Source organism: Croceicoccus sp. (assembly GCF_983967925.1).
This window is the reverse complement of record NZ_CFETID010000001.1, coordinates 159,883-173,495: the sequence shown is the minus strand read 5'-3', so window position 1 is coordinate 173,495 and position 13,613 is coordinate 159,883. Positions and strand designations below refer to the sequence as shown.

At 64.3% G+C, this 13,613-nt stretch carries 15 protein-coding genes and 1 tRNA gene; 7 read left to right on the top strand and 9 right to left on the bottom strand.

Annotated features, from left to right (window positions below; all coding sequences use genetic code 11):
- Positions 1–281: 281 nt before the first annotated feature.
- The 4 genes from AC4FIJ_RS00760 to aroA form a co-directional block, all read right to left on the bottom strand.
- On the bottom strand, positions 282–914 hold the full coding sequence (locus AC4FIJ_RS00760; protein ID WP_490334812.1) for a YSC84-related protein: 633 nt from the start codon (positions 912–914) through the stop codon (positions 282–284).
- A gap of 122 nt (positions 915–1,036) precedes the next feature.
- Positions 1,037–1,666 (bottom strand): (d)CMP kinase, encoded by a 630-nt coding sequence (cmk, locus tag AC4FIJ_RS00755; protein ID WP_490334811.1) that lies wholly within the window; start codon positions 1,664–1,666, stop codon positions 1,037–1,039.
- Positions 1,663–1,917 (bottom strand): CBU_0592 family membrane protein, encoded by a 255-nt coding sequence (locus tag AC4FIJ_RS00750; RefSeq protein ID WP_490334810.1) that lies wholly within the window; start codon positions 1,915–1,917, stop codon positions 1,663–1,665. Before AC4FIJ_RS00750 ends, cmk begins: the two co-directional genes overlap by 4 nt.
- Positions 1,914–3,224 (bottom strand): 3-phosphoshikimate 1-carboxyvinyltransferase, encoded by a 1,311-nt coding sequence (aroA, locus tag AC4FIJ_RS00745; RefSeq protein ID WP_490334935.1) that lies wholly within the window; start codon positions 3,222–3,224, stop codon positions 1,914–1,916. Before aroA ends, AC4FIJ_RS00750 begins: the two co-directional genes overlap by 4 nt.
- A 270-nt stretch (positions 3,225–3,494) precedes the next feature.
- On the opposite strand from aroA, the gene AC4FIJ_RS00740 reads away from it, so the two are divergent.
- The gene (locus AC4FIJ_RS00740) at positions 3,495–3,815 is read left to right on the top strand and encodes a TIGR02300 family protein (RefSeq protein WP_490334809.1); all 321 of its coding nucleotides are present in this window, start codon (positions 3,495–3,497) and stop codon (positions 3,813–3,815) included.
- A gap of 205 nt (positions 3,816–4,020) precedes the next feature.
- Positions 4,021–4,096 (top strand) — tRNA-Ala (locus AC4FIJ_RS00735).
- A gap of 177 nt (positions 4,097–4,273) precedes the next feature.
- Here the strand turns inward: AC4FIJ_RS00735 and AC4FIJ_RS00730 are convergent.
- The 4 genes from AC4FIJ_RS00730 to AC4FIJ_RS00715 form a co-directional block, all read right to left on the bottom strand.
- Positions 4,274–5,809 carry a SulP family inorganic anion transporter gene (locus tag AC4FIJ_RS00730; protein ID WP_490334808.1) on the bottom strand — a complete coding sequence of 512 codons (1,536 nt, stop codon included), beginning with the start codon at positions 5,807–5,809 and terminating at the stop codon, positions 4,274–4,276.
- On the bottom strand, positions 5,806–6,489 hold the full coding sequence (locus tag AC4FIJ_RS00725) for a carbonic anhydrase (protein WP_490334807.1): 684 nt from the start codon (positions 6,487–6,489) through the stop codon (positions 5,806–5,808). Before AC4FIJ_RS00725 ends, AC4FIJ_RS00730 begins: the two co-directional genes overlap by 4 nt.
- Positions 6,490–6,645: 156 nt before the next feature.
- The gene (locus tag AC4FIJ_RS00720; protein ID WP_490334806.1) at positions 6,646–7,974 is read right to left on the bottom strand and encodes an ATP-binding protein; all 1,329 of its coding nucleotides are present in this window, start codon (positions 7,972–7,974) and stop codon (positions 6,646–6,648) included.
- Entirely contained in the window at positions 7,971–8,687 is a 717-nt protein-coding gene (locus AC4FIJ_RS00715) for a response regulator (RefSeq protein WP_490334805.1), read from the bottom strand. Before AC4FIJ_RS00715 ends, AC4FIJ_RS00720 begins: the two co-directional genes overlap by 4 nt.
- A 524-nt stretch (positions 8,688–9,211) precedes the next feature.
- Here AC4FIJ_RS00715 and AC4FIJ_RS00710 point away from each other — a divergent pair.
- Together AC4FIJ_RS00710 and AC4FIJ_RS00705 are read left to right on the top strand one after the other, a co-directional pair.
- Complete coding sequence (locus AC4FIJ_RS00710) at positions 9,212–9,643, top strand: EVE domain-containing protein (protein WP_490334804.1); 432 nt, start codon at positions 9,212–9,214, stop codon at positions 9,641–9,643.
- 234 nt (positions 9,644–9,877) lie between these two features.
- A complete protein-coding gene (locus tag AC4FIJ_RS00705) occupies positions 9,878–10,117 on the top strand; it encodes a hypothetical protein (protein ID WP_490334803.1) in 240 nt (79 codons plus the stop codon).
- Between the two features lie 45 nt (positions 10,118–10,162).
- Here the strand turns inward: AC4FIJ_RS00705 and AC4FIJ_RS00700 are convergent, their stop codons facing one another.
- Positions 10,163–11,473, bottom strand: a complete 1,311-nt coding sequence (locus AC4FIJ_RS00700; protein ID WP_490334802.1) for an MFS transporter — start codon at positions 11,471–11,473, stop codon at positions 10,163–10,165.
- A 139-nt stretch (positions 11,474–11,612) separates the two neighbouring features.
- On the opposite strand from AC4FIJ_RS00700, the gene pgsA reads away from it, so the two are divergent.
- From pgsA to AC4FIJ_RS00685, 3 genes are read left to right on the top strand one after another with little or no spacing between them, the layout of a single operon-like run.
- Complete coding sequence (gene pgsA / locus AC4FIJ_RS00695) at positions 11,613–12,179, top strand: CDP-diacylglycerol--glycerol-3-phosphate 3-phosphatidyltransferase (protein WP_490334801.1); 567 nt, start codon at positions 11,613–11,615, stop codon at positions 12,177–12,179.
- Between the two features lie 7 nt (positions 12,180–12,186).
- Positions 12,187–12,741, top strand: coding sequence for a glycine-rich domain-containing protein (locus tag AC4FIJ_RS00690; RefSeq protein ID WP_490334800.1), 555 nt, complete (start codon positions 12,187–12,189; stop codon positions 12,739–12,741).
- Between the two features lie 28 nt (positions 12,742–12,769).
- Complete coding sequence (locus AC4FIJ_RS00685) at positions 12,770–13,582, top strand: TIGR04222 domain-containing membrane protein (protein WP_490334799.1); 813 nt, start codon at positions 12,770–12,772, stop codon at positions 13,580–13,582.
- Positions 13,583–13,613 lie beyond the last annotated feature (31 nt).

Below are 13,613 nucleotides of genomic sequence, written 5' to 3'. Positions count from 1 at the left end.
TTCTTCCGCCATCCGCACCATTGCATAGGCGGGCCAAAAAGGGCCGAACCATCCGCAGGGCCGAATGCGCCTGCGAATATCCGAAGAGCCAAACCGTGTGGAGGATGGTGGAAACGGTCAGTACCGCGTCTGCCACCGACCGGGCGGTCAAACCCGTCGGACGGGCGCGCGGTTAAGCCAGATCGGCGGGAAAAGCAAGTTGAAACGGGTCGTGGAAACCGAAAGCCCGCTGCCGACCCGGACCTGATTCGTCCGGGGCGGCAGCGGTTTCATTTAAACGATCAGTCGGTGGTGTCGGTGGTCGTCATGTCCGTGCTGGCATTGCCGCCGGTCGACATCTCGTCGGTGCGCCAGATCTTCATCGCGTCGATGGAGACATCCGCCATCAGACCCTCTGCGTTGAAGACATAGGCCTGCGATTCCTCGCTGTCGCCCTGTGCGCTGGCGTCTGCGGTGGCGATGGTCAGGCCTGCGCCCGCGCCAATGCTCCATTCGCCGCTGTCGGTGTACTGCTGCAGGGTCGCCGGGTCATTGACCTTGAAGACATAGGAGGCGGCCTCGATACCGGCCTGCAGGCCGATGCTGCCTTCGCCCATGCGCCAATAGCTCACGATCTCGCCGTTCTGGACGAGGGCGCCATCGCCGCCCGCACCGCCAACGCCCAGCGCGACTTCCGTCACGTCGGGGAAGACGAGATAGCCGGCCGGCGTGCCCATGCCGCAACTGGGTTCGACCGCCATGCATTGATCGAGCGCCGCCATGACCTTGGCATCCATGTCGGCTGCGACCGGGTTCTGCATGCCGTCGGCGCTTGCGGTCGCATCGACATCGGCTTCGGCTTCCGGTTCCTGCGAACAGGCGGACAGGGCAAGCGCGAGTGCGCCCGCGGCGAGGGTAAGGCTACGACGATTCATATGGATGATTCCCTTTTGCTTCGGTGAACCCGAGCGGTTCTCTGAACAGAAGAACGGAATCGATGACCCGATTGTTCCGACAAAGTCTGGCACTGCCGGGCGTGTGCATCCGGCAAAAATGGTCAGCCTTTCTGCTGCCTGGCCTTTTCGACGATGGAGATCGCATGCTCCAGCGCCTCCGACACGCTCATGTCGCTATTGTCGATCAGGAAGGCATCCTCCGCCTGCAGAAGCGGGGCTTCGGCGCGATTGCGGTCACGCTCGTCGCGCTTGGCAAGATCGTCCATGACCTGTTCGAGCGTAAGGGTTTCGCCGCGGTCCCGGCTCTCAGCATGACGGCGGCGGGCCCGCGCCTCGATGCTGGCGGTCACGAACAGCTTTACGTCCGCGTGGGGCGCGATCACCGTTCCAATGTCGCGTCCGTCCAGTACCGCGCCGCCGGGCCGCGCGGCGAACTGGCGCTGCCGTTCCAGCAGAGCCGCACGCACCCGCTTGTGCACCGACACGCGCGAGGCCAGCGCACCGCATGCGACCGAGCGAAGATCCGGTTCCTGCAGCAGCGAATCGGGAAAGCTGGCCGCCCGCGCGGCGTCGATCGGATCGTCGGGGTCAAGGCCCATGACGCGGGTCTGCAAGCCGACCGCACGGTAAAGCAGACCGGTATCGAGCACCGGCAGCCCGAAATGCCGGCCAAGCCCCTTGGCGATGGTGCCCTTTCCGCTGGCGGTCGGACCGTCGACGGCGATGATCATGCGTGCTTCCCCTTCCTGAAGGCTTTCCAAAGTCCCCAGATCGCGATGCTGGCCCAGAAACCCTCGAGCACTAGGGAGGCGAGGTTGAGATGATACAGCAGCGAGATCGTCAGCAAGGCCGCGCCTGCAAGGTTCACGCCGTGCTGGACGAAGGGATTGGGCTGGTCATTGGCGGTGATATACCAATAGGCCCAGATGATGCAGCCCATCCCCCCAAACCCGACCATGGTGGGCCAGTCGATCGGAATCATGCCGGGGCCGTTTCCTGCGCCTGGCTGAGCAAGGCCGTGAAATTCGGAAAGCTCGTCGCGATCGGGGCGGTGTCATCAACCTCGACGCCGTACCGGCTGGCGAGCCCCGCGACCGCCATGCTCATGGCGATGCGGTGATCGAGATGGGTGGTGACGGGCGCGCCCTGCGTACCGTTCAGCGGATCGCCGCCCGTTCCTTCGATCACCAGACCGTCCTCGCGTTCCTCGACGCGGGCACCGGCGGCGGTCAGTGCCGTCGCCATCGCCGCCAGCCGGTCGGATTCCTTCACGCGCAATTCGTCGAGGCCGCTGGTCACCGTACGCCCCGCCGCCAGCGAGGCGGCGACGAACAGCACCGGAAACTCGTCGATCATGGCCGGGGCGAGGGCGGGATCGACGTCCACGCCGGTCAAGGCGGAATGGCGCACGCGCAGATCGGCCACCGGCTCGCCGCCTACCTCGCGGCGGTCCAGTTCCTCGATGTGTCCGCCCATCTGGCGCAGCACGGTGAACAGCGCCGCGCGCGTCGGGTTGAGGCCCACGTTCTCGATCACCAGATCCGACCCCGGCACGATCAACGCGGCGACCGCAAAGAAGGCGGCGCTGGAAGGATCGCCCGGTACGACGATGTCCTGCGGGCGCAGTTCGGCCTGGCCATGCAGCTCGATGATCCGCTCGCCCCCGTTCTCGTCCACGGTCAGCTGCGCCCCGAAGCCTGTCAGCATACGCTCGGTATGGTCGCGTGTCGGCACGGGTTCGATCACCCGCGTGATACCCGGCGAGTTCAGGCCCGCTAGCAGAACGGCGCTCTTTACCTGGGCCGATGCGACCGGCAGGCGATATTCGATCGGCACGGCGGGCGAGGCGCCGCGCATGGTGAGCGGCAGGCGGCCGCCGGGGCTGGCGGTGAAATCGGCGCCCATCTGCGAGAGCGGATCGATGACCCGGCCCATCGGGCGGCGCGACAGGCTGGCGTCGCCGGTAAACGTCGCGGTGACCGGATGGCTGGCGACCAGACCCATCAGCAGCCGCGTCGAGGTCCCGGAATTGCCCATGTCGAGCGCTGTCTCTGGCTGAAGCAGCGCGCCGACACCTACGCCGTCGATGTTCCATGTGCCGTCGTCCTGCCGCTTTATGGCCGCGCCCATCGCGCGCAGCGCCGCGGCGGTGGCCAGCACGTCCTCGCCCTCAAGCAAGCCGCGCGCGGTGGTGCGTCCGACGGCCAGTGCCCCGAACATCAGGGAGCGATGGCTGATCGACTTGTCGCCCGGAACGCGAAGTCTTCCCGTCAGCGGGGCGCCCGGCATGAAACGGCGGGGGGAAGGCGGATTGTGATGGCTCAACGAAAGGGCCCTTTTCCAGATGTTCTGCCGCCGAGGTCGCTAAGCGCCGGGCGGCGGCAACCGGGAAATGACGGGTCGGATCGGCGCAGGCTTTTGACAGCGCGCAAGGCCTATGGCAAGGCGCGCGGCTCGTGCCGGGGGCGGGAAGGACCAAGCTGTCCGATTCTCGCCGCCGGCAGCCGAATTTCACGAATAGCGCATGCGCCATCCCGGCGCCAAGTTCACGAGGTTTTCATGGTCAAGCCCGAATGGGGTGCCAAGCACAGCTGCCCGAAATGCGGCACCCGCTTCTACGATCTCGGCAAGGACGATCCGGTTACCTGCATCGAATGCGGTAACGAATGGACGCCCGAGCCGGTGCTGAAGTCCAAGCAGCCGATTCCCTACGAGGAAGAGAAGACCCAGAAGCCCGAGAATGACGAGGATCTGGGCGACGACGATCTGGACATCGACGTTGACGACGACGAGGATTCGCCGGACAACGACGTCGATCTCGGCGGCGACGACGACCTTGGCGTGGCCAAGGCCAGCGACGACGACGACGACGACAACTGATCGTCCGAAGCTGTTTTTCCGCCGGTTGAATTTTGCTCTTGCAACCGGCGGAATCACTGCCTAGAGAGCCGCTCTCCGCACCGGACGCCCCGTTACGAACCGGGCTGCAAGGGGCGGAGAGCAGGGCCCCTCCCAGGGTGCCCCGCCAGAGGACAGGCCAGCGGGAAACCGGGCGCAGCGTCCTTTTGGTAATGCGATGAAGATTGGGGCCGTAGCTCAGCTGGGAGAGCGCTACAATGGCATTGTAGAGGTCAGGGGTTCGATCCCCCTCGGCTCCACCATCGCACTGTATCAGCTATTGAGATGAGACGCCGGGCACTGGACCCGGCTTTTTTATGCGCGCGCGGTAGAGGCAACGCCTGTTCGCGTCGCAATTGTCAGGTCCGCCAGCAGCAGCCCAATAAAAAAGGACCGGGCGCTGAGGGGAGCGCCCGGTCCTGCAGGTATGGACCGTTATGTCAGGAAAAACGGTCCACAAGGTGGTTGGGTCCGGTCAGTTCGACCCGGTGCCCCATCTTGCGGCGCCGGCTGACCCATTCCTTGAATTGCTCCGCCGAGGTGTGGTCGAAGCCTTGAACGTGGTTCAGGTTGACGCGAACCGGACGGTCCCCCGGGATGCTCTCCAGCCGGCGGGTCAGGCCCGTCAGGCTGATGAAAGTCGCGCTGCCCGACAGGTGTACGTCACGCTCTTCGCCCTCGTCGTTTTCCTCGACCTTCAGCTTGAGCGAACGGCGATGCGGGATCAGTTCCAGCAGCGTCAGGGCAAGACCGACCAGCACGCCGGTCAGCAGGTCGACCGTGACGACCAGCACGAAGGTCGCCGTCCAGATGACCGCCGGAAGCGCGCCATAGCTGGAATAGAGGTGGCGCACATGCTTGAGGCTCACCAGCTTCCAGCCGGTCACCACCAGCACGCCGCCCAGAGCCGCCATCGGAATCTCGCTGAGCACGAACGGCAGCAGCGACACGAAGCCAAGGATCCAGATACCGTGGATGATGGTCGACAGGCGGGTCTTGGCGCCTGCCTGCACATTGGCCGACGAACGCACGATCACACCCGTCATCGGCAGTGCACCGGCAAGGCCGCACAGGAAGTTGCCGACGCCCTGCGCGCTCAATTCCTTGTCGTAATTGGTGCGCACACCGTCATGCATCCGGTCGACCGCAGCCGCCGACAGCAGCGTTTCCGCGCTGGCGATGAAAGCCACGGCTATGGCCGCGATGATGATCGTCGGGCTGAGCAGCATCGCAAGAAAGCCGTCGCCCGGCGTCGCGACCGCGCCTACGATCGAATCGGGCACATTGACGCGCGTGATGTCGAGACCCAGAGCCATGGCGACCAAGGTCGCGCCGACGACGCCCAGCAATGCGCCGGGAAGCAGGCCCATCTTGGCGGGCTTGAACTTTTCCCAGCCCACCATGATGCCGATGGTCAGAAGACCGATGCCGAGCGCCATCTCGGCCTGCTGAAGGTTGAACGGCGACAGGCCAAGAAGGCGAGCAGGCATGGCCGCCAAGTTCGCGACACCGTTCGAAAGCGGGCTGGCATCGAACAGGATGTGGAACTGGCTGATGACGATCAGCGCGCCGATGCCGGCCAGCATGCCGTGCACCACGGCAGGGCTGATGGACCGGAAAAACGCGCCAAGCTTCATATAGCCGGCAATGAACTGGATCACGCCCGCAAGAACGAGCATGGGGCCAAGCGCGGTGAGGCCGTTGTTCGCGACGAAGTCGAACACGATGACGGCAAGGCCCGCGGCCGGACCGCTGACCTGCAGCGGCGAGCCGGCGAACATGCCGACCACAATGCCGCCGATGATGCCAGTGATCAGGCCCTTTTCGGCCGGAACGCCCGAAGCGATTGCGATACCCATGCACAACGGCATGGCGACGAGAAAGACGACGATGGAAGCCGTGAAGTCACGCCCGAAATGGGCGAACATCCCGGTCTTTTCTTCCATCGCCGCAGGGGTTGCGGCTGCTGTGGTCATTCGGCGGCCTCCGCAAGGCTATAGCGTGCCTGAGCCGGAACGGCGACTGGCAGGGGCTGATTGTCGCGCAGGGGCACGAACTGGCCGGTGTGTCCATCGAGGCCGAGAACCTGGCCTTCGTGAATGTCCACGACCCAGCCGTGCAGGCTCATCTCGCCAGCGGCCATTGCGCGCGCGACCGAAGGATGGGTGCGCAGGTTCGCAAGCTGGGCAATCACGTTCTCGTTAATCATCGCACGGATGCGGTCTTCACCTTGGAGGTGACCCTGACAGCTGTTGACGACCGTCTGGGCAGCGCCGCCGTGCTTCAGCCACGCGGCCACGTTTGGCATGGCTTCAAGCCCGTCGGGATAAGCGAGCGCCTTCATTGCGCCGCAGTCGGTATGACCGCACACGATGATGTCGCGCACGCCAAGGGCAGCGACAGCATATTCGACGGTGGCCGAGACACCGCCCAGCATCGAGGCGTAGGGCGGGACGATATTGCCGGCGTTACGGCAGACAAACAGGTCGCCGGGGCGGGCCTGCATGATTTCCTCGGGCACGATGCGCGAATCGGCGCATGAAATCATCAGCGCCTTCGGGCTCTGCCCGTCGCGGGCCAGCGTGCCGTAAAGCTCGCTGCTGTTCGGGAAGATGGTCTTTTCGAAATTGAAAACGCGACCGATAAGTTCGTTCATCGGGAAAGTCCTTCTGACTGCATCCGGGAAAATGGATCTGCCTCGCAAGAGTGCGGATGTGCCAGAGAACTAGAGCCCGTGTGTTTCCTGAACCGTTCCTGTTTGTAAGAATTTGTTGCTGCGCGGCAAACTGCGCCGGGGCGTTGCGCCGGCGGGTTATTCGGGGCCGTCGAGGGGAAGGCGGATCGTCGCGCAAAGCCCCCCCGAAGTACGATTGGCGATTGAGAAGCTGCCGCCCTGCGCCCGCACGATGCGGTTCACGATCGCGAGGCCGAGACCCATGCCCGGCGTGTTGCGCGCGCGCGCGTGATCGAGTCGAACGAAGGGTTTAAGGACCTCATCTATCTGGGATTCCGCGATTCCCGGCCCGTCGTCCATGACCATGACGATGACCTCCTTGCCCTCTTGCGCAAGCCGGACATGGACATTGCCCGCATAATGCAGCGCGTTCTCGATCAGGTTCGACATCACCCTGCGCAAGGCCAGCGCGCGCCCCTGCATTTCAAGATGGCCCGGCCCATCGTAATCCGCGTCGAGGCCGCGGTCGCAGGCGTCGTCGACCAATGTCTGTGCGGTTGCAGCAATGTCGATACGCTCCACAGGGCCGCGGTGGTCGTGCCCTTCGTTGAAGGTCTGCAGCGACTGGAGCAGCATGCGCATCTCCGCCACGTCGGCGGCCATGGAATCGCGATCCGGGCGCTGCTGGTCCAGCCGCATCTGCAGGCGCGCAAGCGGAGTCCTGAGATCGTGGGCAATCGCCGAGATGGTGAGCTGGCGATTGCTGATCAGCTGGTGGATGCGGTCCTGCATCTCGTTGAAGGCATTGATAAGGTCGCGCGCCTCCTGCGGTCCGGCCAGCGGCACGGGCTCGGGGTCCTCCAGTTCGCCCACCTTGCGGGATGCGGCGACCAGCTTGCGCAAGGGGCGAAGCGCGGCGCCGACCAGCAGCCCGCCGACCAGCATCAGCAATGCCGTCGGCAGCAGCAGCATGACCACGCGCTGCGCGTTCAGCTTGAACGTCTCGTGCACCTCGGCAGAAAAGCGCATGACGGTCCGGTCCGACAGGATCATGCTGCCCGCGACATTGCCGCCGCCGCTCAGCGGTTCGAGATGAAGGCGAAGGCCCGCGCGCCCCAGTTCCTCTTCCTGCGCGACGATCTGGCTGCGCAAGGTGTCAAGTTCGAGGCTAGCGGCGCGGCGCGCCGTTTCCCGCGACCAGCGGATGCGGAAATGATTGGTCGAAAGTTCCTGCGCGACCGACTGCCGCGTTTCGACCGGTGCATGGTCGATCAGCCGATAGGCCACGACCAGCCGGTCGGAGATGCTGGCGGCGTCCTCTTCCTGAAGCGAAAACTCGTTCGCACGCTCGAACACAAAGGCGTTGAGCGCGAATTCGAGGGCTACGACAAGCAGGAGGATGCCCAGCAGCCGGCCCAGCAGACCGGTCCTGAAAAAGCCTGCATTCTCGCGGCCAGGCCATTTCACGCGGGCGAGACTTCCGCCGTGAACATATATCCGACGCCGCGGACTGTGGCGATCGGCGCCTCGTTTCCTTCGGTCGTCAGCTTGCGGCGCAGGCGGCTGACCAGCACGTCGACGCTGCGGTCGGAGGAATCGCCGATGCGCGTGCGCGACAGTTCGATCAGGCGCTCGCGGCTGATGACCCTTTGGGGGGACTGGACGAAAGCGCTCAGCAGGTCGAATTCGGCTGTGGTCAGCTCGACCAAAGCCTTGGTCGGCGACCGCAATTCGCGGCGCGACAGCGAGAGGGTCCAGCCGTCGAACACGACTTCGTCCTGGCGCTGGCGCTGGCTGGACGTGCCCGCACCATTGGAATGACGGCGCAGCACCGCGGTGATCCGCGCAAGCAATTCGCGCGTGCCGAAGGGCTTGGCCAGATAATCGTCCGCGCCCAGTTCCAGCCCGACGACCCGGTCCGCCTCGCCGCCGCGCGCGCTGACGAAAATGACGGGAATGTCGCTGGTGGCGCGAAGGCGGCGGAGGAGTTCGATCCCGTTGGTACCGGGAAGCATGATGTCGAGCACGATAAGCGCGGGCTCTCCATCATCGAGCTGGACCTGCATTTCCGCCCCGGTCGACGCGGTCCGCACGTCATAGCCATGTTCTTTCAGCGCGCGCGCGATCAGAACGCGAAGCTGCGGATCGTCTTCGACGACGAGGATAGTCTGGCTTGCCATCAGTAGGTCAGGATCCGGCGCGGGACTGCACGGCTGCAGCCATGTTGTTGGTGTGCCGGAAAGACTAGTCGTCATGCTGTCAGTCTTCAAGTTGGGGCGTTCCCTTCCAGAGCCATCACGAGCCCGGCGAGAAGGCGATCTTGGCACCGGGGGGGCGGCCGCCGGAGACACGGGGTGGAGGAGGAACTCCGGCGGCCTAGTCGATGACAGGGCGGGGGATCGGTCGGCCGCCCTGCCACCGAGACAGGAAGCGATCGGAGACCGACCGTTCGTGCCGCTGGTTACGGTCACCGGATCGCCGTCTCTCGATCTGAATTCGGTCTATCACCGGTGATGTTTCGGATCTGCGGCATGCTTGTAAGATTTTGTTGCCGGATGCGATCCTTGGTCCGGCGGCGGCTGGCACATCCGTTTGCGCGTACTTGCACCCTGCCGGTTCCTCTCTCTATGGGAAGCGCCGGCAGCTTTGGCCGCGGCGAACGGGCGGCGAAGATGCGCGTCAATGGATGAAGGAGCACGACGGCATGGGTAAACGGTTCTGGCTGATGAAATCGGAACCCGATGTCTATTCGTGGGATGACCTCGTGTCGGAAGGCGAGGGGACCTGGGACGGGGTCCGCAACCACCGCGCCAAGAACAACCTCGCCGCGATGAAAAAGGGCGAGAAGGCGTTCTTCTATCATTCCAATATCGGGCTGGAGATCGTGGGGATCTGCGAGATCAGCGAGGCAGGCATCGCCGATCCCACCGATGAAACCGGCAAATGGGCCGCCGTGAAGGTCAAGCCGGTCGAGAAACTGCCCGCCCCGGTCACGCTAAAGCAGGTCAAGGCAGAGGAATCGCTGTCGGAAATGGAACTGGTCAAGCTGATGCGCCTGTCGGTCAGCGAAGTCCTGCCCGACGAGTGGAAAAAAATTCTGGCGATGTCGAAGGCGAATGCGAAGCAGGAAGGTTGAGGCGCGCAAGAAGACGCGGCTTGCGGCCCGACTTTCGATACGATGGTTAACGACGGCCCTCTGACACCTGTCCCGTAACGGAGCGGGTGCGGCGTCGCGCTTTCGTTCGTGGTGTTTACAAGCTTGGTTAAGAAACCGTTACCGCGATCGCTCGTTTCGGTGGCGGAAGCCCGTGGGGACGGTCAGCAACGGGCCGGTCAGGAACCCCGTTGGCCAAGCGAGGAAAGCACGTCGATGATCTACGCCGCCACTCCAGCCATGCGCGTTCCGATCCGCTTTGCCGTTATCCAGCCGGTGGCCCGCCGCCGCGCTGCGGTAAAGGGATGGTTCGGGCGGCGGATAAACCCGCTGATGCAGCAGGTCGCGCAGGACGAACCCGAAGCGCTGTTCTGGGGCCTCACCACGCGCGACGCCAAGGAATTCCTGATGGCCTATTGTGCCTGCTTCATGGCAGTCGTCGGCTTCATCGCCTGATCAGCCAGTACCTGATCAGCCAGTACCTGATCAGCCAGCACCTGATCAGGCAGCGGGGGCAAGACGGCATTCGGCGCGGTACAGGATAAATCCCAGGCAGGCCGAAATCACGCTCATCGCCGCGGCCAGCAGCAACTGGTCTACGATCGATACGCCAATCGCGCTGAGCCCCATGGCCAGCGCCGATCCGCCCACCATCGCGAAACTGTTGACCAGATTGTTTGCCGCGACCGTGCGCGCCGTCTGCGACTTGTCGACCACCGTCGTGAGAAACGCGTAGAGCGGCACCACGAACATGCCGCCCGCGATCGCGATGCCCATCAGGCACAGCAGCAGGGGTGCGGCGAGCGGCAGTGCGATGAATTCCATCACCGAATAAAGCCCCTCCGCCTCGGGCTGCCACATCCGGCACACGAAATGGAACGCCAGTACGAACAGCCCCATCACGATGACCGAGATGGGCGAATAGCGCGCCGACACCTCGCCCTTCAGCAGCAGGTTGATCGAGACCGAGCCGATCGCCACCCCGATCGAAAAGACGACGAGGAACAGGCTGGCGACTTCCTTGCTGGCGGTCAGCACATTCTTGGCGAGCGGGGGAAACTCGATGAAAAGCACCGCGCCGATCGTCCAGAAAAAGCTGATCGCGAGGATGGCATAGAACACGCGCGCATCCTGCATCGAACCCTTCACCACATTGATCGAGGAGCGCCAGACATTGTAGTCGATGGGTTCCACCACGCCCTGCGCCGGCGCGCTGGGAACCTGCTTGCCTGCGAACCAGCCGAGCAGCGCAAGGCCGATCACCATTCCCGCGGCAATCTCGACCGAAATCCAGCCCGCGAGAATCGTACCGGCAAGGATCGCCATATAGGTCCCCGCCTCGACCAGGCCCGTGCCCGCCAGCACCTCGTTCTTTTCAAGATGTTGCGGCAGGATCGCGTATTTGATCGGGCCAAAAAAGGTGGAGTGGACCCCCATCGCGAACAGCGCGAGCAGCAGAAGCGGTATCGCCGCCGCGTGGACCGCAATGTCCATCGCCGCCAGCATCAATCCCGCCGCGCCGACCAGCATGATCCCGATTTCCGCAAGCTTCACCCGGCGGATAATCATCGCCTTGTCGCGCATGTCCGCAAGCTGTCCCGAAAGCGCCGAGAACAGCACGAAGGGCAGGGTAAACAGCCCCTGCGCCACGGCTGAGAACATCGCTTCCTCTGCCGCGCTGGAATAGACCGCATAGACGACGAACAGCACCATCGCGTTCTTGTACAGATTGTCGTTGAACGCCCCCAGCACCTGGGTAACGAACAACGGCAGAAAGCGCCGCTTGGTGAGAAGATCGGTGGAGGTCATCATGATGGGTCGGCGCCCGTCCTTACCGACCATCCCGAACCGTACAAGCCCGCGCGTTGCGTTCGGACGATTAAAACGGGTCAAGACGCGTGGTGCGCGCTTTGGCTGGTTGGCCGTTTCGGGCTACAGCATGGCCGAATCTATGTTGACACTTCCCAATCTTCTGACGCTTTCGCGCATTTTCGCGGTTCCGCTTCTGGTCGGCCTGCTGTGGTGGCCCGGATGGGCGCTGGGGCACGGCATTGCCTTCGTGCTGTATTCGCTGGCCGGGATCACCGATTATTTCGACGGCTATCTCGCGCGCTCCAGCGGGCGGGTCAGCAGGCTGGGCGTATTCCTCGACCCCATTGCCGACAAGCTAATGATCGGCGCGGTCATTCTGGTGCTGGCCGCGAAGGGCGGCTTGTCCGGGCCTTATGCGGGCGATCTGCATGTGCTGGCGGGTCTTGTCATATTGCTGCGGGAAATCGCGGTGTCTGGTTTGCGCGAATTCCTGGCCGGGGTGCAGGTGTCGGTGCCGGTGTCCAAGCTGGCGAAATGGAAGACGACCGCGCAGATCATCGCGCTGGGCGCGCTGATCCTTGCAGGCGCCTTGCCCGCGATGGAATGGATCCGGATCACGGGCCTCGTATGCCTGTGGGCGGCGGCGGTGCTGACGGTCGTGACCGGCTGGGATTACCTACGCGTCGGCCTGAAGCACATGGACTGACCGACGGATGGACAGGCCGGGGCAGGATGACGATCTGCGGCTCTGGCAATCGCTGTCATCCTATCAGGTCGGGCCTGCCGACGCGGAATTCGGCTTTATCGACCGGCTGGCCCGCGAAAATGGCTGGGACCGGACCTATGCCGACAGGGTGGTGGAGGAATATCGCCGCTTCTGCTTTCTGGCGATGCGCGCGGGCCATCCGGTTACGCCATCCGATGCGGTCGATCAGGCATGGCATCTGCACCTGACCTACAGCCGCGACTATTGGGAACGCTTTTGCCCCGAGATACTGGGCGGCCCGCTGCATCACGGTCCGACCGCGGGCGGACAGGCGGAACGCGATCGCTATTTCCGGCAATATGCCGACACGCTTGCCAGCTATGAGCGGATCTTCGGCCCGTCTCCTGCGGATATCTGGCCGGCGGCGCAAAAGCGGCTCTATCGCGATCCGCAGGCCCGCAGGGTCCGCACGCGCGACTATCTCCTTGTTCCGAAACGGGCGGCATTGATCGTAACCGTTTTGGCAATCTGTGCTGCTATGCTTGTCTTCATCCTGTGGTGATGCGCCGAATCTGGAGGGTGTACGCGCGATGCACGGTTGGAATCCGCTCGACTGGAGCGCAGGGGCCTATCTGGCATTTCACGCCGCTGCCTTCGTGGCGGCGCTGGTACTGGGCAAGGCCCTGCAGAGCGCATTCATACCCGATGGCCGACCGGGCGGGCTGAACGACGAGGAGCATATCGCCGTGCTCGCCGGCGGGCGCGTGCAGCTGGCGCAGGCGGTCGGAGCGCGGCTGGCGGCGGAGGGAAGGCTGGCGGTGGACGGACTGAACGCCTTGTCGATCCCGCGCGCGGGCGGCGGATCGACCGAGGCGCAGCGGGCCTTGCTGTCGACAAGCCGCAAGTTCACCGCTGCGCAACTGGTCCGCGCGGTGTCCGGTGCGGCGCAGACGATCCACGCCCGTTTGCGCGCCCTGGGGCTGGCGATGGAAGAGGGCGGCGAAATCCGCGTACGCATCGTGCAGACCCTCCCCATACTGGCGCTGCTGCTGATCGGGATCATGCGCTGGCGGCTGGGCGTGCTGCGCGAGGAAAGCGTCGGTTTTTTGATCGTGTTCGTCCTCGTGACCCTGCTGGCGGTTATCGCGCGTTTCCAGATCCTCGACACCGCGACCAAGGCGGGACGGGCAGAGCTGGCCTCGCTTCGCGCGCGGGAGGAAAGGCTGCAGCGCGCCCCGCGCGAGACGGAATTCGGCATGGCGGTCGCATTGTTCGGTCCCGCCGTGCTGGCCGGCACGACGCTTGACCCGTTTCATCGGATGTATGCCAGCTCTTCCGGCGGATGCGGCAGCGATGGCGGCGGAGACGGCGGCGGGGGCGGTTGCGGCGGTTGCGGCGATTGAAGGATCGGCTCGCTACCGCTAACGGAGCGCG